This is a genomic window from Sphingomonas sp. Leaf20 (assembly GCF_001421535.1).
GTDB lineage: Bacteria > Pseudomonadota > Alphaproteobacteria > Sphingomonadales > Sphingomonadaceae > Sphingomonas.
This window is the reverse complement of sequence record NZ_LMKN01000008.1, coordinates 1,121,933-1,145,256: the sequence shown is the minus strand read 5'-3', so window position 1 is coordinate 1,145,256 and position 23,324 is coordinate 1,121,933. Positions and strand designations below refer to the sequence as shown.

General features: G+C 65.2%; 19 protein-coding genes. 3 read left to right on the top strand and 16 right to left on the bottom strand.

Features of this window, described 5'->3' with window-relative positions:
- Nucleotides 1–430 precede the first annotated feature (430 nt).
- From rpmE to rpsB, 12 genes are all read right to left on the bottom strand, one after another.
- Nucleotides 431–661 (bottom strand): 50S ribosomal protein L31, encoded by a 231-nt coding sequence (rpmE, locus tag ASE72_RS13555; protein WP_031393312.1) that lies wholly within the window; start codon nucleotides 659–661, stop codon nucleotides 431–433.
- A 92-nt stretch (nucleotides 662–753) separates the two neighbouring features.
- Nucleotides 754–1,254, bottom strand: a complete 501-nt coding sequence (fabZ, locus tag ASE72_RS13550) for a 3-hydroxyacyl-ACP dehydratase FabZ (RefSeq protein WP_082445989.1) — start codon at nucleotides 1,252–1,254, stop codon at nucleotides 754–756.
- Between the two features lie 11 nt (nucleotides 1,255–1,265).
- Complete coding sequence (locus ASE72_RS13545; protein WP_056021964.1) at nucleotides 1,266–1,934, bottom strand: OmpH family outer membrane protein; 669 nt, start codon at nucleotides 1,932–1,934, stop codon at nucleotides 1,266–1,268.
- Nucleotides 1,934–4,645 carry an outer membrane protein assembly factor BamA gene (gene bamA / locus ASE72_RS13540; RefSeq protein WP_082445988.1) on the bottom strand — a complete coding sequence of 904 codons (2,712 nt, stop codon included), beginning with the start codon at nucleotides 4,643–4,645 and terminating at the stop codon, nucleotides 1,934–1,936. Before bamA ends, ASE72_RS13545 begins: the two co-directional genes overlap by 1 nt.
- Nucleotides 4,646–4,763: 118 nt before the next feature.
- Nucleotides 4,764–5,897 (bottom strand): RIP metalloprotease RseP, encoded by a 1,134-nt coding sequence (gene rseP, locus ASE72_RS13535; RefSeq protein ID WP_056021959.1) that lies wholly within the window; start codon nucleotides 5,895–5,897, stop codon nucleotides 4,764–4,766.
- Nucleotides 5,894–7,051 carry a 1-deoxy-D-xylulose-5-phosphate reductoisomerase gene (locus ASE72_RS13530; RefSeq protein ID WP_056021956.1) on the bottom strand — a complete coding sequence of 386 codons (1,158 nt, stop codon included), beginning with the start codon at nucleotides 7,049–7,051 and terminating at the stop codon, nucleotides 5,894–5,896. The genes rseP and ASE72_RS13530 overlap by 4 nt, the downstream gene beginning before the upstream one ends.
- Complete coding sequence (locus ASE72_RS13525; protein WP_056022404.1) at nucleotides 7,048–7,803, bottom strand: phosphatidate cytidylyltransferase; 756 nt, start codon at nucleotides 7,801–7,803, stop codon at nucleotides 7,048–7,050. Before ASE72_RS13525 ends, ASE72_RS13530 begins: the two co-directional genes overlap by 4 nt.
- A 65-nt stretch (nucleotides 7,804–7,868) precedes the next feature.
- Nucleotides 7,869–8,588, bottom strand: coding sequence for an isoprenyl transferase (locus ASE72_RS13520; RefSeq protein WP_156350444.1), 720 nt, complete (start codon nucleotides 8,586–8,588; stop codon nucleotides 7,869–7,871).
- A 26-nt stretch (nucleotides 8,589–8,614) separates the two neighbouring features.
- Nucleotides 8,615–9,172 carry a ribosome recycling factor gene (gene frr / locus ASE72_RS13515; protein WP_056021953.1) on the bottom strand — a complete coding sequence of 186 codons (558 nt, stop codon included), beginning with the start codon at nucleotides 9,170–9,172 and terminating at the stop codon, nucleotides 8,615–8,617.
- A 1-nt stretch (nucleotide 9,173) separates the two neighbouring features.
- Complete coding sequence (gene pyrH / locus ASE72_RS13510) at nucleotides 9,174–9,902, bottom strand: UMP kinase (RefSeq protein WP_056021950.1); 729 nt, start codon at nucleotides 9,900–9,902, stop codon at nucleotides 9,174–9,176.
- A gap of 410 nt (nucleotides 9,903–10,312) precedes the next feature.
- Nucleotides 10,313–11,245, bottom strand: coding sequence for a translation elongation factor Ts (gene tsf / locus ASE72_RS13505; RefSeq protein ID WP_056021948.1), 933 nt, complete (start codon nucleotides 11,243–11,245; stop codon nucleotides 10,313–10,315).
- A gap of 90 nt (nucleotides 11,246–11,335) precedes the next feature.
- Nucleotides 11,336–12,187, bottom strand: a complete 852-nt coding sequence (gene rpsB, locus ASE72_RS13500) for a 30S ribosomal protein S2 (RefSeq protein ID WP_056021946.1) — start codon at nucleotides 12,185–12,187, stop codon at nucleotides 11,336–11,338.
- A 325-nt stretch (nucleotides 12,188–12,512) separates the two neighbouring features.
- Here rpsB and ASE72_RS20550 point away from each other — a divergent pair, with 325 nt between their 5' ends.
- Nucleotides 12,513–12,746: a hypothetical protein gene (locus ASE72_RS20550; protein ID WP_235532361.1), complete on the top strand. Its 234-nt coding sequence runs from the start codon at nucleotides 12,513–12,515 to the stop codon at nucleotides 12,744–12,746.
- Here ASE72_RS20550 and ASE72_RS13490 read toward each other — a convergent pair.
- Together ASE72_RS13490 and ASE72_RS13485 are read right to left on the bottom strand one after the other, a co-directional pair.
- On the bottom strand, nucleotides 12,685–13,485 hold the full coding sequence (locus ASE72_RS13490) for a CDP-alcohol phosphatidyltransferase family protein (RefSeq protein WP_200916291.1): 801 nt from the start codon (nucleotides 13,483–13,485) through the stop codon (nucleotides 12,685–12,687). The genes ASE72_RS20550 and ASE72_RS13490 overlap by 62 nt on opposite strands.
- A gap of 41 nt (nucleotides 13,486–13,526) precedes the next feature.
- The gene (locus tag ASE72_RS13485; protein WP_056021944.1) at nucleotides 13,527–14,255 is read right to left on the bottom strand and encodes a phosphatidylserine decarboxylase; all 729 of its coding nucleotides are present in this window, start codon (nucleotides 14,253–14,255) and stop codon (nucleotides 13,527–13,529) included.
- Between the two features lie 154 nt (nucleotides 14,256–14,409).
- Here ASE72_RS13485 and ASE72_RS13480 point away from each other — a divergent pair, with 154 nt between their 5' ends.
- Both ASE72_RS13480 and ASE72_RS13475 read left to right on the top strand, forming a co-directional pair.
- Nucleotides 14,410–15,630 (top strand): NADP-dependent isocitrate dehydrogenase, encoded by a 1,221-nt coding sequence (locus tag ASE72_RS13480; protein ID WP_056021942.1) that lies wholly within the window; start codon nucleotides 14,410–14,412, stop codon nucleotides 15,628–15,630.
- A 210-nt stretch (nucleotides 15,631–15,840) separates the two neighbouring features.
- Nucleotides 15,841–17,619 carry a cation:proton antiporter domain-containing protein gene (locus tag ASE72_RS13475; RefSeq protein WP_056021939.1) on the top strand — a complete coding sequence of 593 codons (1,779 nt, stop codon included), beginning with the start codon at nucleotides 15,841–15,843 and terminating at the stop codon, nucleotides 17,617–17,619.
- 102 nt (nucleotides 17,620–17,721) lie between these two features.
- On the opposite strand, the gene ASE72_RS13470 is transcribed toward ASE72_RS13475, so the two are convergent.
- On the bottom strand, nucleotides 17,722–19,311 hold the full coding sequence (locus tag ASE72_RS13470; RefSeq protein WP_056021936.1) for a long-chain fatty acid--CoA ligase: 1,590 nt from the start codon (nucleotides 19,309–19,311) through the stop codon (nucleotides 17,722–17,724).
- A gap of 18 nt (nucleotides 19,312–19,329) precedes the next feature.
- The gene (dnaE, locus tag ASE72_RS13465; protein WP_235532349.1) at nucleotides 19,330–22,842 is read right to left on the bottom strand and encodes a DNA polymerase III subunit alpha; all 3,513 of its coding nucleotides are present in this window, start codon (nucleotides 22,840–22,842) and stop codon (nucleotides 19,330–19,332) included.
- Nucleotides 22,843–23,324: the final 482 nt, after the last annotated feature.

The following is a 23,324-nucleotide window of genomic DNA, read 5'->3' as shown; positions in this document are numbered from 1 at the left end:
CGCAAGCCGCCGCCCACATGTCCCTTCATCTAAACCTACAATGTCAAAGAGCCGACAAAAAGACCGACACTCGCATAACTTCCCTTTCGAGAAGCTTGGAGCATCTGGTTTTTTGCGACCGCAGCAACCAGACCGTGTGGCCGTTCGCTGCGGTGACACCCCTCTAGGCACCTCCCCCAACCCCGTCAAATGCAAATTTCACTTTTATGGCAATTTTTGACTGATCACGGTCGAAAGCCCTCTGGCCGGCTCCTCGAGAGCTTCCAGCGCTAATAGCTCGAGCGTAAGTTTGCGCTGCCATGCAGCAGAGCAAAAAGCCGCTGCTTGGGTGAGCATGGACGCAGAACGTCAGACATGAAAAAACCGGCGCACGCCTGATTGCGTACGCCGGTTCTGTCTCTCGGTCAGCTGGCACTCGGCCAGGCTGGCATTACTTGCGGAGCGTGAGACCGCCACCGAAGCGCTTGTTGAAGCGCGCGACTTGGCCGCCCGTGTCGAGCATCGTGCCCCGACCGCCGGTCCATGCCGGATGCGCGAGCGGATCGATTTCGAGCGTCATCACATCGCCTTCCTTGCCCCAGGTCGACCGCGTCTGGTACTTCGTACCGTCGGTCATCTGGATGGTGATCATGTGATAGTCGGGATGCGTATCGGCCTTCATCGAAAGTCTCCGGTATTGTGGCTGGTTCCGACCAGCCTGAAAGGAAGGCGCGCCCGTACACCGCAGCACGCCGAGTTACAAGATGGGCGGTTTCATGCCTTGGGCGGATCCGCGATCATCGCCGTGAAATTGGCTTCGGCGACAAGCTGTCCGTCGACAAGAGCACGACCCGCGAACTTGCAGACGCTGGCGCGCTTCTGAACAAACGAGACGTCGAGCTGCAGGAGAACGCCGGGTTCCACGGGCTTGCGGAACTTGGCGCCGTCGATCGCCATGAAATAGACGAGTTTGCCCGAGCCGGCGAGGCCGAGCGACTCGACCGCGAGGATTCCGGCCGCCTGCGCCATCGCCTCGACGATGAGCACACCCGGCATGATCGGGCGCCCAGGAAAATGTCCCTGGAAGAACTGCTCGTTCATCGACACCGCCTTGATCGCCGTGATCGACGTGTCGGGGACGAGGTCCACGACACGATCGACCAGCAGCATCGGATAGCGATGCGGCAGCGCCGCCATCACCCGGCCAATGTCGAGCGGACCGCTCGACTGGCCGGATGCGGCGTCGGATCCAGTGTGTCCGTTGTCAGCGCTCACGGAATCGCGCCTCAGCGACCCTGGGGCTGCGTACGCGCTGGTGCGCCACGCGCAGGAGCCGCCGGTGCAGCGGCAGCCGCGCCACCCTGCTGACCCTGCTGGTTGGGCTGCCAGCCTGCGGGCGGCGTGATGCCGACCGTTGGAACCAGTCGGTCGAGCTCGGCCGTGATCGACGTGGTGATGTCGGCCGCCGGCTGCGCGAACAGCGCTGCGTCGGGACGCAGCAGGAGCGTGACGTTCTTTGCGCGCACAGCGTTGGTGACCGCGTCGCCGAGCTTCGCCTGGATCTGCTCGATCACATATTGCTGCGCACGCTGCGCGGGCTGGGTCAGGCGGGCGAGCTCCTGATTGGCTGCGGTTTCGCGTGCCTGGATCGTCTGCGCCTGAGTCTGCAGAGCGGCAGCGTTCGGTGTCGGTGCGCGCTGCGCGGTCTGGAACGCGGTCACGAGCGGCTGAAGCTCACGTGCGATCGCCTGGCGACGCGTTTCAGCCTGATCGAGCTGAGCCTTGTAAGTCGTCTCGATCTGACCACGCGCGGTGGTCCACGCCTTGGAGGCGGCAATCGCGCCCTGGGGATCGGCGACTGCGATACCCGAAACCTGGGCCTGCGCCGCGGGAGCGACGATCGCGGCGGGCGCGAGCACTGCCGCAGCGAGGAGAAGCGTCTTGAACGTCGTCATCAGAACTGTGTCCCTACGTTGAAAGTAATAAGCTTGGGGTCGTCACCCGGCTGCGTGAGCAATGCCTTGGCGAGATCGATACGCAGCGGTCCGAACGGCGAATTCCAGTTCACGCCGATACCGACCGACAGACGCGGTCGCGGCGAATTGCCGAGGAAGGTTTCCTTGAACGGCGCGATCGCGCTGGTCGCGATGATGTTCGCCTCTGCCCCGGCGCACGCGCCGCCGAGCGTATCCGAATAGCCGGTCTGGCACGTCGTGGCACGCTGCGCGGTCTCGGTCGCGCCGGTCGGCGTATACGTATTGAAGTAGAGCTGGCGACCCGCGCTGTCGAACAACGGCGTGTTGATCGGCAGCACCGTGACGTTGCCGTTCGCGTCGACCGAGGTCGGGAAGGTCGCCGTCGGCAACGGCCGCGTGATCCCGAACAGGCTGCCGACCTGCGCATAGATCGTCGGACGAAGCCCGAGCTCACGAGCACCCGAGCCCAACGGGATCTCGATTTCCGCGCGCGCCAGGTAATAGGCCCTGCCGCCAAGCGCGTCATCGACGATCTGGTTACGATCGGTCACGACGGTCTGCGTGCCATCCGCCGCGGTGACATATTGCTGGCGCAGCACGCGCGGCCCGACGCCGCGAATGTCGAAGCCACGGAACTGAGGCTCGCCAAGATAGAAGCGGTCCGTGATCCGGACGCGGTCGACGCCTTCGCCACGGCTCTTCTCGAGCGAATGGATATAGCCGCCCTCGGCGATGACCGACCCGATGAAGCCGCTGCCAAGATTCCAGAACTTCGACCCTTCGGCACGGGTACGAATATATTTCACGTCGCCGCCAAGACCGGCGAAGTCCTGGCTGAACGAGAAGCGCTGGCCCGCGGTCGGACGCAAGCGGCTGTTGAGCGTGTCGTAGATGAGCGAGTAGCCGATCGACGACGTCCAGCGGTTGCCGAGCGCCTCGCAGAGATAACGACCGGCCTTGAGCGGATCGCAAACACCGTTCGTGAAATAGGAGGCCTGGTCGAGGCCGACCTCGTCATAGGACAGGCCGTATCGACCGGAAAGCGACCAGAATTCGGTCAGCGGCACGCCGGCGCGGATCTGGAAGCCGGTCGAGACCTGCGAATAGGTCGTCTGGCGATCGTTGCCGACATAGTTGAACGAGTTGAAATCGCGCCGGAAGAGGTCGCCGCCGATCGCGATATTCTTGTCCAGCAGGTAGGGCTCGGTGAAGCCCAGTTCGATCGATTTCGAATAGCTGGAATAGTTCACGCCGGCGCGGAGTTCCTGCCCCTTGCCGCGGAAATTACGCTGCGTGATGTTGGCCTGGATGATGAAGCGTTCGAGGCTCGAATAGCCTGCCGACAACTGCAGTTCGCCGGTCGACCGTTCTTCGAGATTGGTCTCGAGAATGACGCGATCGGGTGCGGAACCCGGCGTCTGCTTGATTTCCATCTTGTCCTGGAAATAGCCCAGCGAGTTGATGCGATCCTGCGAACGCTTGACCTGGAAGCTGTTGAAGGCGTCGCCCTCGGCAAGGCGGATCTCGCGACGCACGACCTTGTCCTGCGTCTGCGTGTTGCCGTTGATCTCGACGCGCTCGACATAGGTACGCTTGGCTTCGGCGATGTTGAAGTTAATCCCCATCGTCAGCGTTTCGGCGTCCTTCTGGAACTCCGGGTTCACCTCGGTGAACGCATAGCCGAACAGGCCCGCGGTCTGGCTCAGATTGTCGACCGAATCCTCGACCAGCTTCGCGTTGTACCATTCGCCCTTCTTGAGCGGCAGCGTCGACGCGAGCTTCTTGTTGTCGAAATCGCGGATCTGGCTGTCGACGGTGACGTCGCCGAACTTATACCGCTTACCCTCCTCCACCACATAGGTGATGATGAAGTCCTTCTTGTCCGGCGTCAGTTCGGCAACGGCGGACGTGACACGGAAATCGGCATAGCCTTCGGTCAGGTAGAACTGGCGCAGCTTCTGCTGGTCGTAGCTCAGGCGATCCTGGTCATAGCTCGTCGCGGACGACAGCAGGCGGAACAGACGTGCCTGCTTGGTCGCCATCTGTCCGCGGATCTGGTCGTCGGAGAACACCTCGTTGCCGAGGATGTTGATCTGACGGACCTTGGACTTTGGTCCTTCGCTGATCTCGAACACCACATCGACGCGGTTCTGGTCGAGATTGACCATCTTCGGGTCGACGACCGCAGCAAAGCGACCCTGCCGGCGATACAGCTCGATGATCCGCGCAATGTCCTGACGGACCGCGGTGCGCGTGAAGATCTGGCGCGGCGCGAGCTTGATCTCCTTGGTGATCTTGTCGGCCTTGAGCGCCTTGTTGCCCTCGAGGATGACGCGGTTGATGATCGGGTTCTCGCGGATGCGCAGGACGATGTTGCCATCCTCCACGCCCGAGATCGAATAGTCCGCGAACAGGTCGCTGGCCTGCAGGTCCTTGAGCGCCTGGTCGAGCGTTTCGGCGGTGTACGGAATCCCCACGCGCAGCTTGGTATAGCTGAGCACCGTCTCCGGCTCGATGCGCTGCGAACCCTCGACGCGCAAAGTCTTGATCAGCGTCTGGGATACAGGAGCCGCCAAGGGCGTTGTAGCTGCAGGTCGAGGGGTAGCCGCAGGTCGCGCGGCCGCCGGTCCCGTCGACCGAGCGACAGGTGCCGGTACGGTCTGTGCCCAGACGGGCACGCCGGACAGCATCGTTCCTGCGAGAAGCAGGGCGCCGTTACGCGCAAAAGTGTAACCGTTGATTGCTGTCACCAAACCCACCCCAAGAAACTTGCATACGCAAGGGCGCGCCCGCCCTGCCCTAACCGCGTCACCCGATCAAGCCGGCCAGATTCTTCCACAGGCCGAAATTGCCCAGATCGTTGAAGGTCACGAGAAGCATGAGCGCAAGAATGGCCGCCAGCCCGCCGCGGAAAGCCCATTCCTGAACCTCCGGGTCGACGGGCCGGCGACGAACCGCCTCGATCGCATAGAAAAACAAATGTCCGCCATCCAGCATCGGCACTGGCAGGAGATTGATGAACCCCAGATTGATGGAGACGAGGGCAATAAGGAACACATAGGCCTCGATCCCCAGCGACATCTGCTCGCCCGACACCTTGGCGATGCTGAGCGGACCGCCCAGCTCCTTGACCGAACGCCGCCCGGTTATCACCTGGCCGAGCGTTTCCACCATCATCGACACGATCTCACCCGTCCGCTTGACCGCGACGACGGGGGCCTCGAGCAGCCCGACGGGAACGATCACGGGCTTGGACCCGGCAATCCCAAGCCGACCGACTCGAAATTCATTGCCAAACCGATCACGCTGCAAGTCGGTCGCGATGACGAGGTCGCGCGAGATCTGCTGCCCGTCGCGCGTCACGTCGATGCGGACGCGCTCGCCGGCACGGATTCGCGCGAAGCGGGCCATGTCGTCGAATGTCTCGATCGAGCGACCGCCGAGCGCGGTGACGCGGTCTCCCGCCTGAAGCCCTGCCGCGGCCGCCGGACTGCCCGGCATCGCCGCACCGACGACGGGCGGCATGCGGATATCGCCATAAGCGAGCGCGAAGCCGCCGAGTATGACGATCGCGACGATGAAATTAATGACGGGCCCCGCGGCAACAACGATCGCGCGCTGCCACACGGATTTTGCCTGGAACGTCTGCCGGCGCTCGGCCGCTGGAAGTGCAAGCCAGTCCGCGGAAGGCTGGCTGGCCGGGTTCATGTCGCCGGCAAACTTCACATAGCCGCCGAGTGGCAGCCAGCCGAACTTCCAGCGCGTCCCGCGCTTGTCGGTGAAGCCTGCGATCTCGCGGCCAAAGCCGATCGAAAACGCGTCAGCCTTGATGCCGAAATACCGGCCGGCAAGATAATGGCCCATCTCGTGAACGAACACGAGCGGTCCGATCACGAGGACAAAGGACAGGATCGTCAACAGGATACCCGGCGTTTCGATCAAACCACGCAATCCTTTACCCGCTTGTCCGCCAGTATCCGCGCCTCGGTATCGATCGCCAGCACGGCCTCGACGCTGTCCGGCGCAACCGGGTCGTAGCACGACAGCGTATCTTCCACGATTGCGGCTATTTCGAGGAAGCCGATACGTCGTTGCAGGAAAGCCTCGACCGCGACTTCGTTGGCAGCATTCAGGATCGCTGGCCGGGCCCCGCCCGCTTCCAGCGCCTCGCGGGCCAGCCGGAGCGCAGGGAAGCGCGCCGGGTCGGGCGCTTCGAAATCGAGGCGGCCGATCGCGACCAGATCGAGCGGCGCCATCGGCGTCGCCATTCGTGCGGGCCACGCCAGCGTGTGCGCGATCGGCGTCCGCATGTCGGGGGGGCCGAGCTGCGCAAGGACCGATCCGTCCTGATAGTCGACAAGCGAATGGATCACCGACTGCGGATGAATGACGATTTCGATCCGGTCATGCGGAATCGGAAACAGCCGGGCCGCCTCGATCAGCTCGAGCCCCTTGTTCATCATCGTCGCGGAATCGACCGAGATCTTCGCGCCCATCGACCAGTTGGGATGCTTGACCGCCTGTTCGAGCGTGACGTCGCGCATTCGTTCGGTCGTCCAGTCGCGAAACGGACCGCCGCTGCACGTCAGGATGATCCGTCGCACGCCCTCGGGGCGCGCGGAGTCGAAGCACTGGAAGATCGCGTTGTGCTCGGAATCGGCCGGCAGCAGCACCGCGCCCGATCGCGCCGCGGCGGCCAGGATCACGTCGCCCGCGGATACCAGCGGTTCCTTGTTCGCGATGACGACGGTGCCGCCCTGCTCGATGGCAGCCATGACGGGTTTCAGCCCCGCACATCCGACGATCGCCCCCATCGTCCAGTCCGCGCCCGATGACGCGGCCTCCGCGATCGCGTCCGCGCCCCCGCCTGCGCGGATACCGGTGCCGGCAAGCGCCGCGCGCAGATCGGCGAGGCACCGCTGATCGGCAACGACCGCAAGCTCGGCGCGCGTACGGATCGCGGCCGCCGCCAATCGGGCGACGTCGCAGTTGGCAGTCAGCGCGACGACGCGGAAGCGATCGGGCTCGCGTTCGACGAGGTCGAGCGTCGAGGTCCCGACCGAGCCGGTCGCGCCGAGGATCGTGATCGTCTTCATGGCAGGAGGTGCGGCAGCAGGATAAGCAGCGCCGCGACCGGTGCAACGGGAACGAGACCGTCGAGGCGATCCATGACGCCGCCATGGCCGGGCAGGATATTGCCGCTGTCCTTGACGCCGGCGACGCGCTTCAACCAGCTCTCATAAAGATCGCCGCCTTGCGCCAGTGCCGCGAGGATCGGGGTCGCCAGCGCCAGGCGGAGCGGCAGTGCATAGCTATAGTGCAGCGCGGCCGCGACGAGGCTTGCAAGGACAATCCCGCCGATCAGGCCCGACCATGTCTTGTTCGGGCTGATCACCGGTGCGAGCTTGGGGCCGCCGAGCGTCCGCCCCGTGAAGAACGCGCCGATGTCGCAGGCCCAGACGAGCGAAAGCGCCCAGAGTGTATAGAGAATGCCGTCGTCCTGACGGCGGATCACCATCAGCGCGAGCACGGGCAGCCCGCAATAGATCACCCCAAGCGCGAGCCGCGGCCGGCGGGTAATGATGACAACGAAGAACGTCGCGCCGGCCAGCAACCCGAGCGTGAAGAAGTCGCGGACGACGATGATCAGCGATGCAGGCGCCATCAGCGCGAGTGGAACCGACAGCGCGAACTGCGCGGTCCGCTTGGTCGCGCGATCGACGCCCTGAAGCATCGACCATTCGGCCATCATGAACAGCGCGGCGAGCACGCCGAGCAGCCAGAAGACGATCCCGCCCATCATCAGCGCGACGGTCGCGACCGCAATCATCGCGACGCTCGCGATCATCCGCAGTTGCAGGTTCGACGGTGTGCGAAGCGCCTGATCGGGCGCCTTTTCAGGGTCGGTAAGCGTCACAGCCCACCATAACGGCGCTGGCGCAGACCAAACGCCGCGACCGCGTCGGCGAGCGCGACGCCGTCGAAGTCGGGCCACAGCGTGTCGACGAACAGCAGCTCGGCATAGGCTGCCTGCCACAGCAGGAAGTTCGACAGACGCTGCTCGCCCGAGGTGCGGATCATCAGGTCGAGCGGCGGCAGGTCATGCGTGTCGAGTTCGGCCTCGATTCCCGCCGCATCGATGTCGGCAGGATCGAGCGAGCCGTCGCGCGCACGCTCGGCGAGGCGCCGCGCGGCGGTCACCAACTCGGCATGCGCGCCGTAGTTCAGCGCGATCGCCAGGATCGGACCGGTGTTGGTCGCGGTGCGCGCGATCGCATCGTCGACCATCGCCACCAGATCGGGCGAAAAGCTGTGATAGTCGCCGATCACGCGCAGCCGGACATTCTCGCGCGCGAGTTCGTCGAGATCGCTGCGGATGAAATGCCGCAGCAATCCCATCAGATCGCTGACCTCCTCGACCGGGCGACGCCAGTTCTCGGACGAGAACGCGTACAGCGTCAGCGCCTCGATCCCCATGGCACGCGCGGCGCGCGTCACCTTGCGCACCGCCTCGACCCCGGCCTTGTGCCCGGCAAAGCGCGGCAGGAACCGCTTCTTCGCCCAGCGGCCATTGCCGTCCATGATGATCGCGACATGACGCGGCACCGCGCCGCCCGAAGGGACGGCAGCCAACGGCGCAGTCGAAGAGGCCAACGGCCTCACTTGCCCAGGATTTCCTTTTCCTTGGCGGTCGCGGTCGCATCGAGATCCGCGATCGTGCTGTCGGTCAGCTTCTGGACTTCGACTTCGTGACGCTTGCGCTCGTCCTCGCCGAATACGCCCTTCTTCTCGTCGACCTTCAGCGAATCCATGCCGTCGCGACGCACGTTGCGCACCGCGATGCGCGCCTTCTCGGCATACTGGCCGGCGAGCTTGGCGAGCTCCTTGCGGCGCTCCTCGGTCAGGTCGGGAATCGGCAGACGCAGCGTCTGGCCGTCGACGATCGGGTTCAGCCCGAGGCCGGCTGAGCGGATCGCCTTGTCGGTCGGGCCGACATTCGACTTGTCCCAGACCTGCACCGACAGCATCCGCGGCTCGGGCGCGGACACGGTCGCGACCTGGTTGAGCGGCATCGACGAGCCGTAGACCGTCACCATCACCGGATCGAGCAGCGCGGTCGACGCGCGGCCCGTGCGCAGACCGGCCAGGTCATGCTTCAGCGCTTCGACGGCACCCGCCATGCGGCGTTCCAGGTCGCTCTTGTCATACGCTGCCATCTTAACTCTCCTGCTCGTTCTGAACGACCGTCGACACGCCATCACCCGCCAGCACCGCGGCGAGATTGCCGGGTTCGCGGATGTTGAAGACGACGATCGGGATATTGTTGTCGCGGCACAGCGCGATTGCGCTCGCGTCCATGACCTTGAGGTCGTCGGACAGCACGCGGCTGTACGACACCGTCTCGTATCGCACCGCGTCGGGGTGAGTCTTCGGGTCGGCGTTGTACACGCCGTCGACCGAGGTGCCCTTGAACAGCGCATCGCACTTCATCTCGGCAGCACGCAGCGCGGCGCCCGAATCGGTGGTGAAATAGGGGCTTCCGACGCCCGCCGCGAAGATCACGACGCGACCCTTTTCAAGGTGGCGCTCAGCGCGGCGGCGGATGAACGGCTCGCACACGCTCGCCATCGGGATCGCCGACTGGACGCGCGTGTCGATGCCGATCTGCTCGAGCGCGTTCTGCACCGCGAGCGCGTTCATCACGGTCGCGAGCATGCCCATATAGTCGCCGGTCGCGCGGTCCATCCCGCGGGCGGCGCCGGCCATGCCACGGAAGATGTTCCCGCCGCCGACGACGATGCAGATCTCATAGCCCTTGGCTCTGATGTCGGCGATCTCCTGCGCGACACGCGCGGTGACGGTCGGATCAATCGACAGGCCGGACGGTCCCATGAGGACCTCGCCCGACAGTTTCAGCAAAATACGTTTGAAGCGCGGAGGCGTCATAAATCTCGAATTGTGATTGGCGGGGCGGCGCGGACCTTAGGCGGCGAGCGCCACGATGGGAAGCGCTGCGCAACGCCTGCACCGATTCCTGACGGCAATTCGACGGAAAAATCATCGGCCTCGGTCGTGCGCACACGACAAGTAGCGTCATTCCCGCGGAGGCGGGAACCCATAATGGCTGGCGTCTGTATCGATCACCGCCCGTGGAGGATGTGGATCCCCGCCTGCCCGGGGATGACGGAGCGGGCGGAATACCACCGCCTTGTCCTTCTCCCCTTGGGGAGAAGGTGGCCCGGTAGGGCCGGATGAGGGGGCGTGAGGTTCGCGACCTCGCCACTCCCCTCACCCTTCCCACGGCCAAGCGGCCGCGGGCCCCTTCCCTCTCCCCGGACAGGAGAGGGAGAGTAGGGTTACGCCTGCGGAACGCCCGATGCGGCAGCGACTTCGGCTGCGAAGTCGGACTGCTCCTTCTCGATGCCTTCGCCGAGCTGGAAGCGGACATAGTCCACCAGCTTGATCTCGGCGCCCGCATCCTTGCCGGCCTTGGCGACGACGTCGGAGATCTTCGTCTTGCCGTCCATCACGAACAGCTGGCTGACCAGCGCGTGCTCCTTGCGGTACTTGGCGATGCCGCCTTCGACCATCTTGGCGATGATGTCGGCAGGCTTGCCCGATTCGGCCGCCTTCTCGGTCGCGATCGCGCGCTCGCGCTCGATCTCGCCCTCGTCGAGGTCCGCTTCGTTCAGCGCCTTCGGGAATGCGGCAGCGATGTGCATCGCGAGCTGCTTGCCGAGCGACTGGAGAACCTCGTCAGACGCCTCCGATTCGAGCGCGACGAGCACGCCGATCTTGCCGAGGCCGGGAGCAGCGGCGTTGTGGATGTAGGGAACGACCGCACCCTTGCTGACTTCCAGCGTGCGCGAGCGGCGCAGCGACTGGTTCTCGCCGATCGTCGCGACGTTGTTCGTCAGGACTTCCTCGACGGTCTTGCCCGACGGCATCGCCTGCGACTTGAGCGACTCGATGTCGCCGCCCTTCGCGAGCGCGATCTGAGTCACGTCACGGACGAACGACTGGAACTGGTCGTTCTTGGCGACGAAATCGGTTTCCGAGTTGACTTCGACCGCAGCCCCCTTGGTGCCCGACACGGCGACGCCGACGAGGCCCTCGGCCGCGGTACGGCTGGACTTCTTGGCGGCGGCAGCGAGACCCTTGGTCCGCAGCCAGTCCATCGCCTGATCCATGTCGCCGGCGTTCTCGCTGAGCGCCTTCTTGCAATCCATCATGCCCGCGCCGCTCTTTTCGCGCAGATCCTTGACCATTGCTGCCGTGATATCGGCCATGTCTCTCATCCTTGTTTAGGTCTGAATGTAGTTGCGGGCGAGGCAGAGCGAATGCCCTACCCCGCCCGCATGACGGTTCGGCGACGACGCTTATGCGTCGATCTGGCGCTCACCCTCGGCCGCGAACTCTGCGGCGGTCTCGGCATTCGCCGCAACCTGTGCCGTGTCAGCCGAAGCTTCCACGACCGGCTCGGCAACAGCCTCTTCCTTCGGCGGCTCGATCATCGCACCGATGTCGGCACCCGTGCGGCGCTGCTGCTCCTGGCCGCCACGCGTCGCGGCGATCGCGATCGCCTCGCAGTACAGGCGGATGGCGCGGGCGGCGTCGTCGTTCGCGGGAACCGGGAAGGCGATGCCGTCCGGCGACACGTTCGAATCGAGGATCGCCACGACGGGAATACCCAGCGTGTTCGCTTCCTTGATCGCCAGCTCTTCCTTGTTCGCGTCGATCACGAACATCACGTCGGGAATGCCGCCCATGTCGCGGATGCCGCCGAGCGAGAGCTCGAGCTTGTCCTTCTCGCGGGTGAGCTGAAGGACTTCCTTCTTGGTCAGGCCGACGGTGTCACCCGACAGCATTTCCTCGAGCGTCTTCAGACGCTTGATCGAACCCGAGATGGTCTTCCAGTTGGTGAGCATGCCGCCCAGCCAGCGATGGTTGACGAAGTGCTGGCCTGCGCGACGTGCGGCGTCCGCGACGGGCTCCTGCGCCTGACGCTTGGTACCGACGAACAGGACCTTGCCGCCGCCGGCGACGGCCGACGAGACGAACTCGAGCGCGCGTGCGAACAGTGGCACGGTCTGCGAGAGGTCGAGGATGTGGACGCCGTTGCGGTCACCGAAGATGTAAGGCTTCATCTTGGGGTTCCAGCGATGCGTCTGGTGACCAAAATGTGCGCCCGTTTCAATGAGCTGCTGCATCGAGACGACTGGTGCCGCCATAGGGATATATCCTTCCGGTTGTGCCTCTGGGAAGCGGATGACGTGCCGGCCGAATGACCGAAACGCACCGGGCTATGATGCCTCCCATGCGGGGTTAGAGGCGCGGCCCTTAACCGGGTGCCAGGCAAAACACAAGCCACAGAGCGTCGCTTGACAGTCGGAACGCAATGAGAACATAAAGGGTTCAGAGGGGAACAGATGTTCGACTCGGCGCAGATTCGGCCCCGCATGACGGGAATCAAAATGCGACGAACGGAACGAAGTTTCTGGCCAAGTGTTTGCGGACGTTAGTGAATTGTTCGCAACTTACAGGAAGGCGGACGTGATGTTGGTTCTGAGCTTCGTGATATTCGCAGGTGCATTCGGGGTTGCAGGGATGACGATCGTCACGGCGATCGCCCCGCAATGGAACCGTATTGTCCGGCTTGCGCTCGGCAACGTCGAGCCCGCCTTCCAGCCGCTCCGGGCGCTTGCGGTTGCCGAGCGCCGGATAGCGGTCAGGCGCTGGGCGTCGACGTCGGTTCAGCCACCCGCGCGCCGCTGGAACGCTGCCGCCTGACCTTGGCGTAGCTTGCGATGCTGAACGGCATCGAGATCAGATAGAGAATGCAGATGATGCTGAGCGTGTGCCATGGCGCGCTCACCAGCGCTGCACCGAGCAGGACGACGAGCGCAAGCGCCTCGAACCTGACGTTCCGGCGAAGCTTGAGCGACCCCCAGGAATAGGTCGCGATGCTCGATACCATCAGCAGCGCGACGAACGCGATCCACGGCGCCACCAGATAGGGCGACGCGAAACGCGGCTCGTCGGTCCAGAACCAGAAGAACATCGGCATGAGCGCGAGCCCGGCCCCCGCAGGCGCGGGAACGCCGGTCAGGAAGCCCGCGGATTTATGCGGCTGGTCGCTTTCATCGATCTTGGCGTTAAAGCGTGCGAGACGTAGCGCGCAGAACACTGCGAAGATTAGCGCAGAGATCCAGCCGACACGCGGAAGTGCGGCGAGCGACCAGAGATAGACGATCAACGCCGGCGCGACGCCGAACGAGATCGCATCGGACAGCGAATCGAGCTGCTCGCCGAATCGACTCTCGCCGTGCAGCATCCGGGCGATCCGGCCGTCGAGCCCGTCGAGCACGCCCGCGACCATGATCATCGCGACCGCGCTCTCCCATTGTCCACCGATCGCGAACCGCACACCGCTCAGGCCGGAACACAGCGCGAGCGCGGTGACTGCGTTCGGGGCGACGGCCCGCAGCGGAAGACCGCGCGGGGCGCGACGCGGTCGACCGGATCGAATCGGGCCACGCGCGTCCGCCGGCACGGCCGGATCGTGTTCGATCACTGCGCGATGCCGCCGACCGGCACGCCGCCGACGCGGCCCAGCACGGTCTCGCCTGCGATGCTGCGCTGACCGAGGCACACCTGCGGCACGACATGATCGGGCAGGTACACGTCGACCCGGCTGCCGAATCGGATCAGACCGATCCGCTGACCGACCGCAACCATGTCACCCGCCTTCACGAAGCCGAGAATGCGTCGTGCGACGAGGCCCGCGATCTGCGTGAAGCCGATTCGCATGCCGTTGCGATCCTCGACGACGAAATGCTGACGCTCATTCTCTTCGCTCGCCTTGTCGAGGTCGGCGTTGAGGAACTTGCCCGAGATATAAACGACCTGGCGGATCGTGCCCGCGATCGGCGTGCGATTGATATGCACGTCGAACACCGACATGAAAATCGACACGCGGACGAGCGGTACGTCGCCCAGCCCGTTCTCGCCGGCCAGTTCGCGCGGGATCGGCACGCGCTGGATCATCGTGATCAACCCGTCGGCGGGCGCCACGATCAGACCTTCGCCCTGCGGCGTGGTGCGGACGGGATCGCGGAAGAAGGTCGCGACCCAGATTACGACGCCGACCATCGGCCAGAACAGCACATGGCTGACCATCGTCAGCAGCAGCGTGATGCCGGTCGCGATCGCGACGTATTTATAGCCTTCCGGATGGACTGCGGGAAATCGCCATTTGACCGTGGAGGTCGTGACGGGCGGCTTGTCGAGCGATGCCATAGCGTGCGGGTCTATCCGTGCTGAACGCGCGATACAACGCCGAACCTGAACGAGCCCGCGATCAACGCTGTCGTCAATTGCCCGGCCGGGCGGTTGATCGACGCCGTCGGCTCCCCTAGACGCTCGTCCAACCCCCTCCCCCGAAGGACCGACTATGGCGAAGATCAAGGTAAAGAATCCGATCGTGGAGATCGATGGCGACGAGATGACCCGGATCATCTGGGAATGGATCCGTGAGCGCCTGATCAAGCCGTATCTCGACATCCAACTCGATTATTACGACCTCGGCGTCGAGCATCGCGACGCGACCGACGACCAGGTCACGATCGACAGCGCGCTCGCCACGCAGAAGCACGGCGTCGCGGTCAAGTGCGCGACGATCACGCCCGACGAGCAGCGCGTGACCGAATTCGGCCTGAAGAAGATGTGGAAGTCGCCGAACGGCACGATCCGCAACATCCTCGGCGGCACGATCTTCCGCGAGCCGATCGTGATCAAGAACGTCCCCCGCCTGATCCCGGGCTGGACGCACCCGATCGTCGTCGGCCGCCATGCGTTCGGCGACCAGTATCGCGCGACCGATTTCCTCGTCCCCGGCCCCGGCAAGCTGCGTCTCGTGTTCGAAGGCGATGACGGCGCGACGATCGACCGCGAGGTGTTCCAGTTCCCGTCGGCGGGCGTCGCGATGGCGATGTACAATCTCGACGACTCGATCCGTGATTTCGCACGCGCGTCGATGCATTACGGCCTGAACCTGAAATGGCCGGTGTACCTGTCGACCAAGAACACGATCCTGAAGGCCTATGACGGCCGCTTCAAGGATCTGTTCGCCGAGGTGTTCGAGGCCGAGTTCAAGGACAAGTTCAAGGAAGCGGGCATCGTCTACGAGCATCGCCTGATCGACGACATGGTCGCATCGGCGCTGAAGTGGAACGGCGAGTTCGTCTGGGCCTGCAAGAACTATGACGGCGACGTCCAGTCGGACCAGGTCGCACAGGGCTTCGGCTCGCTGGGTCTCATGACCTCGATCCTGCTGACCCCGGATGGCAAGACCGTCGAGGCCGAGGCGGCGCACGGCACCGTCACGCGCCACTTCCGCATGCACGAGCAGGGCAAGGCGACCTCGACCAACCCGATCGCGTCGATCTTCGCATGGACCGGTGGCCTCAAGTATCGCGGCAAGTTCGACGACACGCCCGACGTCACGAAGTTCGCCGAGACGCTCGAGCGCGTCTGCATCAAGACGGTCGAGGACGGCCACATGACCAAGGATCTCGCGATCCTGATCGGGCCCGACCAGCCCTGGATGACGACCGAGCAGTTCTTCGAGCAGGTCCGCTCGAACCTCGAAACCGAAATGGCCAACTGGGCGTAACTGAATTCCCCCGCTCCCCGATGACGGGAGCGGGGTTTTTCGTCAGACACTGCCCCCCTCCCGTCATCCTGACGAAAGTCAGGACCCAGAGCCAAAACCGCAGCGCTGTGTGACCCTGGATCCTGACCTTCGTCAGGATGACGGAGGAGTCTGAGGACGATGCAACACCACGGGTGACAATTCCGCCACGCCTCCCCTAAGGTTGCAGGCATGGCATTACGGCTCGACAACCAAAGTTTCAGCGACGCGCTCGTCATTCTCGGCGCCGCCGGGCTGGTGATCCCCGCATTCGCGCGATTCAAGGTGAGCCCGGTCATCGGTTTCATCCTGGTCGGATTGCTCGTCGGCCCTGCCGGGCTAGGTGCGCTCACGGGCGCCGCGCCGTGGCTTTACTACCTCACCATATCGAACCCCGAATCGATCGAACCGTTCGCCGAGTTCGGGATCATCCTGTTGTTGTTCTCGATCGGGCTCGAGCTCTCGTTCAAGCGGCTGTGGTCGATGAAACGGCTCGTGTTCGGCACCGGCGCGGCCGAGCTGATCGGCTCCGCGCTCATCATCGGCGTCGCGCTCCACTTCATCGGCCAGGGATGGGCCGGCGCGATCGGGCTGGGCTTTGCGCTCGCACTCTCGTCCACCGCGCTGGTCCTCCCGCTCGTCGGCACCACCGGCGCGGTCGGGCGCGGCGCGTTCGCGATGCTGTTGTTCGAGGATCTGGCGCTCGTCCCGATCATCTTCGTGCTCGGCGCGCTCGCGCCGACCGCGAGCGCCGATGGCTGGGTGGATATCGCCGGCGTGGCCTTGCGCGGCGGGCTGACCGTCGTCGCGATGTATGTCGGCGGCCGTGTCGTCCTGCCGCGGCTGTTCGGCCAGGCTGCACGGACCAAGAGCCCCGAGCTGTTCCTCGCGGCGTCGCTGCTGGTCGTCATCGTCGCCAGCGTCGCGACCACCGCCGCCGGGCTATCGCCGATCGTCGGGGCGTTGCTCGCCGGACTGCTGATCGCCGAGACCGAATATCACAGCGAGGTCGAGGTCATCACCGCGCCGTTCAAGGGCCTCGCGCTCGGCGTGTTCCTGATCTCGGTCGGGATGAGCCTCGACCTGCGGCTGATCGCGCAGAACTGGCCGTCGCTGCTGCTCGCGGTGACGGGCGTGGTCGCGGTCAAGGCGGTCGTGACGTTCCTGTTCCTGCGCGTCGCCAATTCGCGGCGCGGGGTGGCAGCCGAAACGGGCCTGTTGATGGGCAGCCCGTCCGAGACGACGCTGATCGTGCTCGCTACCGCCGCGCAGGCGCAGTTGATCATGCCATCGACCGCGTCGTTCTGGCAGACCGTCACCGCGATCGGCCTGACGATCACGCCGTTGCTCGCCAAGCTCGGCCGCACCGTCTCGCGCCAGCTGGAAAGCCGGGCAGTCGCGGACACGGGCGACATCGAGATCGACGACGACGGCCCCGGGACGGTCGTGATCGGCTTTGGTCGCGTCGGCAGGATGGTAGCGGACATGCTCGCCGTGCACGGGCAGAAATATGTCGCGGTCGAGGCGGATATCGATTCGGTCGAGGCCGCGCGGCGGCAAGGGCACCCGGTGCTGTTCGGCGACGTTTCGCGCGCGGAACTGGTCGACCGGCTGAAGCTGCAGACCGCGAAGGCGCTGATCCTGACGATGGACGATCCGGTGCTGACGGTCCGGCTCGCGCGGCGGGTGCGCGCGTTGGCGCCGGACCTGCCGATCGTGGCGCGTGCGCGTGATACCGCGCATGCTGCCGAACTCTACCGCGCCGGCGTGACCGATGCGGTGCCCGAGACGCTGGAGAGTTCGCTCCAGCTGGCCGAGGCGGTACTCGTCGATCTCGGCGTCGCGATGGGTCCGGTGATCGCGTCGATCCACGAGAAGCGCGACGAATTGCGGCAGGAGATCAAGAAGGCGGCGGACATGCTGGTCGAGCCGCGTATCCGGAAGGCCAAGCGCACGCCGCGCTCGGTTTAAGGCGCGAACTACGAGCTAAGCGCCGTTGTCGGCCATTTCCAAAAAAGGTCGACACCGCGCCGCTCCGCACGCCGGAAAGGCACGGTATACGACCGCACTCGATTACGCCGCCAGCGCGAAATCCTTGAAGCGATCGCGGAGCGCGGTCTTGAGCAGCTTCCCCGTCGCGGTGTGCGGCAGCTCGTCGACGAAGACGATCGCGTCGGGCAGCCACCATTTGGCGACGTGTTTCGCGAGGTGATCGAGGATCGCCTGATCGGTAACCTCGCTGCCGGGTTTGCGGACGACGATCAGCAGCGGGCGCTCGTCCCATTTGGGATGATACACGCCGATCGCCGCCGCCTCCGCGACTCCCGGACAGCCGACCGCGGCGTTTTCGAGATCGACCGAGCTGATCCATTCGCCGCCGGACTTGATGACGTCCTTCGAGCGATCGGTGATCTGCATCGTGCCGTCGGTGTGGAGCATCGCGACGTCGCCGGTGTCGAACCAGCCGTCCCCATCGACCGCATCCTCATCCGCGCCGAAATAGCGTTGCACCACCCACGGCCCGCGGACCTGGAGCTTGCCCGCGATCGACCCGTCGCGCGGGAGGACATTGCCCTCGTCGTCGACGATGCGCAGCTCGATCCCGAAGGGGACGCTGCCCTGCTTGCCGACGAGATCGAGCTTCTCGTCATGCGTCATGTCGTCCCAATGCGGCGGCGCGAAGCCGGCTGTGCCGATCGGCGAGGTCTCGGTCATGCCCCAGAGGTGCTTCACATCGGCCCCCATCCGCATGATCCGGTCGATCATCGCGCGCGGCGCCGCCGAACCGCCGATCGTGACCAGCTTCAGATACTCGGGCGCCTCACCGGTCGCGTCCATATGGCCGAACATCGCCAGCCACACGGTCGGCACGCCGGCGGAATGCGTCACGCGCTCCTGATTCATCAGGCGGCACAGCACCGCAGGATCGTTGACCGCGGAATAGACGACCTTCGCCCCCGACAGCGCGCAGGCGAACGGCAGCCCCCAGGCGGCGGCGTGAAACATCGGCACGACCGGCAGCACGACCGCGCTCGGCGACAGATCGAACACCCAGGGCGCGACCTCCGCCATCGCGTGGATCATCGTCGAGCGGTGCGTGTAGAGCACGCCCTTCGGATTGCCCGTGGTGCCGCTGGTGTAGCAGAGCATGCACGGATCGCGTTCGGGGCCTTCGACCCAGTTGTAATCGCCATCCTCGGCATCGAGCAGCGCCTGGAAACCGTCGGGGCCGAGATCGTCGAAGCAGATATAATGGCGGACGCTGGTCCACTGCCCGCGCAGCCGGTCGACGAGTGGCTGGAACGCCTTGTCGTAGAGCATCACGCGGTCTTCGGCGTGGTTGGCGATGTAGACGAGCTGTTCGTCGAACAGCCGCGGGTTGATCGTGTGGATCACGCCGCCCATGCCGATCGTCCCGTACCAGGCGATGAGGTGATGCGCGTGGTTCATCGCGAGCGTCGCGACGCGGTCACCGGCCGCGACACCGAGCTTTTCGAGCGCCTGCGCGAGCTTGCGCGCGTCGCGCGAAATGCCCGACCAGGTCGTGCGTGTCTCGCGACCATCGGCCCAGTAGCTGACGAGTTCCCGCGCCCCATGTTCGCGCGCAGCGTGGTCGATCAGCCGGGGGACGCGAAGCTCGAAATCCTGCATTCCACCCAGCATTCTCGCTCTCCCAAGCTGTTATCCGACCAGAGCGAGCCTCGTTTCAGAGGTCTTCAGCTCCACCTTGGTCACACCGTGCAACGACTCGATGTGCTCTGCAAGTTCGCCGTCGAGCAGAAAGTCGCGGCCGAGCAGGATGCAGACCTCGCCATCGGGGAGCGGCGCGCGGACCCGTACCTCGCCGCGCGCGCCGCGGTGCTCCGCGAGCAACGCGGCCAGCCCGGCGAATGCGGCCATGTCCGAGATCGTCACCACCACCTGGAACCGCGCGAGGTTGGCGAGCCCCTCGAACGGCTGGATCCGCTTGATGCTGACTCGCGGCGTGTCCTCGCCGGGCTTGCGATCGAGCTCGACGGTGATGAGCCCGCAACCGCCGGCCTTGGCGGCTTCCTCCAGATCCTTCGAAACCTGCTCGTCGAAGCACGTCGCCATGAACTGGCCGCTGGCATCCGAGCACTGCGCCATCATGAAGCGCTTGCCGCGCGCGGACGTGCGGTAGCGCGCGTCCTCGACCAGCACCGCCATCGTCGCGCCCGCGCGGCTGCCGTCGTCGGGGATGTTGAGTTCGGACAGAGCGGTATAGGCGCGCGCGCCGTGGCTGTTGGCGATGTGGCGGTGGCGATCGACCGGGTGCGCGGAGAAATAGAAGCCGAATGCCTCCTTCTCCTGGTCCATCCGCTGGCTGAGCGTCCAGCGCACCGACGGCGGCAGCTTGATCGCGTCGCCCGCGGGCTCGGCATCGCCGAACAGCCCGCCCTGCCCGCTCGTCTTCTGTTCGTGCGTGCGCGCGGCGATCGCAAGGATCGTCTCGGCGGTGGCATGGATCCCCGCACGGTTCGGGTCGAGCCCATCGAACGCGCCCGCGGCGGCAAGCGTCTCGAGCTGGCGCTTGTTCAGGAGCCGCGGGTCGACCCGCTTGGCCAGTTCGTCAAGACCGCCGAACCGTCCGTTCTGGACGCGCTCAACGACGAGCTTCTCCATCGCGCCCTCGCCGACCGACTTCAGCGCACCCAGAGCATAGCGCACCGCCAGATTGTTTCCCCGCGAAGGCGGGGACCCAGTCTGGGCACCCGCCTTCGCGGGTGAACTGTCTTCTTCCTCGGTGTCGGGCAGCACCTCGACGTCGAACTCGGCCTGGCTGGCATTGATGCACGGCGGCAGCGACGTGATCCCGAGGCGGCGCATGTCGTCCGTGAAGATTGCGAGCTTGTCGGTCTGGTGCAGGTCGTAGCACATCGACGCGGCGAAGAATTCGTGCGGGTAATGCGCCTTCAGCCATGCTGTCTGGTAGGCGAGCAGCGCATAGGCGGCCGCGTGGCTCTTGTTGAAGCCGTACCCTGCGAACTTGTCGATCAAGTCGAACAGCTCGTTGGCCTTCGCCTTCGGGATGTTGTTCACCTTGGCGCAGCCCTCGACGAAGATCGCGCGCTGCGCGTCCATCTCGGCCTTGATCTTCTTGCCCATCGCGCGGCGCAGCAGATCGGCGCCGCCGAGCGAGAAGCCCGCGAGGATCTGCGCGGCCTGCATGACCTGTTCCTGGTAGACGAAGATCCCGTAGGTCTCGGACAGGATCGTCTCGAGCGCGGGGTGCGGATATTCGATCGTCTCGGTGCCGTTCTTGCGGCGGCCGAAGGACGGGATATTGTCCATCGGGCCCGGTCGGTAGAGCGAGACGAGCGCGATGATGTCGCCGAAATTGGACGGGCGGACCGCCGACAGCGTGCGGCGCATGCCCTCCGATTCGAGCTGGAACACGCCGACCGTGTCGCCCTTCTGGAGCAGCGCGTAGACGCCGGCGTCATCCCATTCGAGCGCGTCGAGATCGACCTTGACGCCGCGCTTGGCGAGCAATTGCACGCCCTTCTGGAGCACCGACAGCGTCTTCAGCCCGAGAAAATCGAACTTCACGAGGCCCGCACCCTCGACATATTTCATGTCGAACTGCGTGACGGGCATGTCCGAACGCGGATCGCGGTAGAGCGGCACGAGCTGCGCGAGCGGCCGGTCGCCGATCACCACGCCCGCGGCGTGGGTCGACGAGTGGCGCGGCAGGCCCTCCAGCTTCATCGCCAGATCGAGCAGCTTTCGCACGCCATTGTCGTTGGCATATTCCTTGGCCAGCTCGCCGACGCCGTTCAGCGCACGCTCGAGCGTCCAGGGATCGGTCGGGTGGTTGGGGACGAGCTTGGCGAGCCGGTCGATCTGGCCGTAGCTCATCTGCAGCACGCGGCCGGTATCCTTGAGCACCGCGCGCGCCTTCAGCTTACCGAAGGTGATGATCTGCGCGACCTGATCGCGGCCGTATTTCTCCTGGACGTAGCGGATCACCTCGACCCGCCTGGTTTCGCAGAAATCGATGTCGAAATCGGGCATCGACACGCGTTCCGGGTTCAGGAAGCGCTCGAACAGCAGGCCGAGCTTGATCGGATCGAGATCGGTGATCGTCAGCGCCCAGGCGACGACCGAGCCTGCGCCAGACCCACGGCCCGGACCAACCGGAATGTCGTGATCCTTCGCCCATTTGATGAAATCGGCGACGATCAGGAAATAGCCGGGAAAGCCCATCTGCACGATCACGCCGACCTCGAACGCGAGGCGCTTGCGATACACCTCGCGCCAGCCGTCCTCGCCCTCCCCGTGAAGCTCGGTGATGCGCGCCAGACGCTTTTCGAGCCCGGCCTCGGCGTCGTCGCGCAGCAGCTTGGCCTCGCCCTCGATATCACCGGCAAGGCTGGGGAGGATCGGCTTGCGGTACGGCGCCATCACCGCGCAGCGCTGCGCGACGACCAGCGTGTTGGCGATCGCCTCGGGCAGGTCGGAGAACATTGCGTGCATCACCGGCGCAGGTTTCATCCACGCTTCGGGGCAACTGCGGATGCGGTCCTCGGTCTCGACATAGGTCGAATGCGCGATGCAGAGCATGGCGTCGTGCGCATCGCCGAACGCGCTTTCGGTGAAGCAGCACGGGTTGGTCGCGACCAGCGGCAGGGTGCGCTCGTAGGCGATGTCGATCAGCGCCTCCTCGGCCGCGATCTCGGTCGCATCGCCGCGGCGCGAGAGCTCGATATAGAGCCGGTCGCCGAACAGCCCTTGCAGCCGGTCGAGATAGGCGCGCGCGCGGTCGGGCTGGCCTTCGGCGAACAGGCGGGCGAGACCGCCCTCGCCGCCCGCGGTCAGCGCGATCAGCCCGTCGGTGTGGCGTTCGAGCGCGGCGAAATCGACATGCGCGGGCATCTCGATCGGGCGGTCGAGATGCGCCATCGAGACGAGCGCGCAAAGGTTGTCATAGCCGGTCGTGTTCTGCGCGTAGAGCGCGATCCAGTCGAACGGGGTGGTGACGCCGTCGGGCATGTCGGGGCGGCTGAGCCCCAGCATCACGCCGATGATCGGCTGCACGCCGTCCTTCTTTGCCGCGTCCGAATAGGCCATCGCGGCGTACAGCCCGTTGCGGTCGGTCAGCGCGGCGGCGGGAAAGCCGAGCGCGCGCGCCTGCTTGGCGATCGCCTTGGGATCGATGGCGCCGTCGAGCATGGTGTAGCAGGAGAAGACGCGGAGCGGGACGTAACCGGAATGCATGGGTGTGAGGTAGGCGTTGCGGCGTGATTCGACCAGTCGCGTTGGGGGAGAAGCCGGGCCAGGACGCGATGAGTTGAGGCGGGCGGTGTGGACGGCGACAACGGAGGCGCCTCCGCTGAGCTTCGACCGTCATTCTGGGCTCGACCCAGGATCCAGAGTCGCGGGCGACGGACTGCGTGGCTCTGGATCCTGACTTTCGTCAGGATGACGGGGGGATGTGGGTTGGGCGGTGCGTTGGCGCTGGCGCGCGAGACGGGCGCGGCCACGGTTGGGTTTAGAAGTGTTCTCCCGCAAAGGCGGGAGCCCAGTCTGGGCCGCCGCCTTCGCGGGGGGACACGCTTCTTCGGTTGCGAGCCTTATCCCCTCAAGCACCACCCCGGCGGAGGCCGGGGTCCAATTGGGGGACGGTGGTGGCGGAGGGTGCGCTTCGTTACTGC

Excerpts from the sequence above, each read along its gene's own strand:
- ASE72_RS13470 (WP_056021936.1), bottom strand. The coding sequence starts at position 19,311 with ATGCTGGGTGGAATGCAGGATTTCGAGCTTCGCGTCCCCCGGCTGATC.
- ASE72_RS13530 (WP_056021956.1), bottom strand. The coding sequence starts at position 7,051 with ATGAAGACGATCACGATCCTCGGCGCGACCGGCTCGGTCGGGACCTCG.
- rpsB (WP_056021946.1), bottom strand. The coding sequence starts at position 12,187 with ATGGCGGCACCAGTCGTCTCGATGCAGCAGCTCATTGAAACGGGCGCA.
- tsf (WP_056021948.1), bottom strand. The coding sequence starts at position 11,245 with ATGGCCGATATCACGGCAGCAATGGTCAAGGATCTGCGCGAAAAGAGC.
- frr (WP_056021953.1), bottom strand. The coding sequence starts at position 9,172 with ATGGCAGCGTATGACAAGAGCGACCTGGAACGCCGCATGGCGGGTGCC.
- ASE72_RS13485 (WP_056021944.1), bottom strand. The coding sequence starts at position 14,255 with ATGGCATCGCTCGACAAGCCGCCCGTCACGACCTCCACGGTCAAATGG.
- ASE72_RS13480 (WP_056021942.1), top strand. The coding sequence starts at position 14,410 with ATGGCGAAGATCAAGGTAAAGAATCCGATCGTGGAGATCGATGGCGAC.
- dnaE (WP_235532349.1), bottom strand. The coding sequence starts at position 22,842 with ATGCTCGACGGCGCCATCGATCCCAAGGCGATCGCCAAGCAGGCGCGC.
- ASE72_RS20550 (WP_235532361.1), top strand. The coding sequence starts at position 12,513 with ATGTTGGTTCTGAGCTTCGTGATATTCGCAGGTGCATTCGGGGTTGCA.
- ASE72_RS13525 (WP_056022404.1), bottom strand. The coding sequence starts at position 7,803 with ATGATCGCGAGCGTCGCGATGATTGCGGTCGCGACCGTCGCGCTGATG.
- rpmE (WP_031393312.1), bottom strand. The coding sequence starts at position 661 with ATGAAGGCCGATACGCATCCCGACTATCACATGATCACCATCCAGATG.
- bamA (WP_082445988.1), bottom strand. The coding sequence starts at position 4,645 with ATGCTGTCCGGCGTGCCCGTCTGGGCACAGACCGTACCGGCACCTGTC.
- ASE72_RS13475 (WP_056021939.1), top strand. The coding sequence starts at position 15,841 with ATGGCATTACGGCTCGACAACCAAAGTTTCAGCGACGCGCTCGTCATT.
- ASE72_RS13545 (WP_056021964.1), bottom strand. The coding sequence starts at position 1,934 with ATGACGACGTTCAAGACGCTTCTCCTCGCTGCGGCAGTGCTCGCGCCC.
- pyrH (WP_056021950.1), bottom strand. The coding sequence starts at position 9,902 with ATGACGCCTCCGCGCTTCAAACGTATTTTGCTGAAACTGTCGGGCGAG.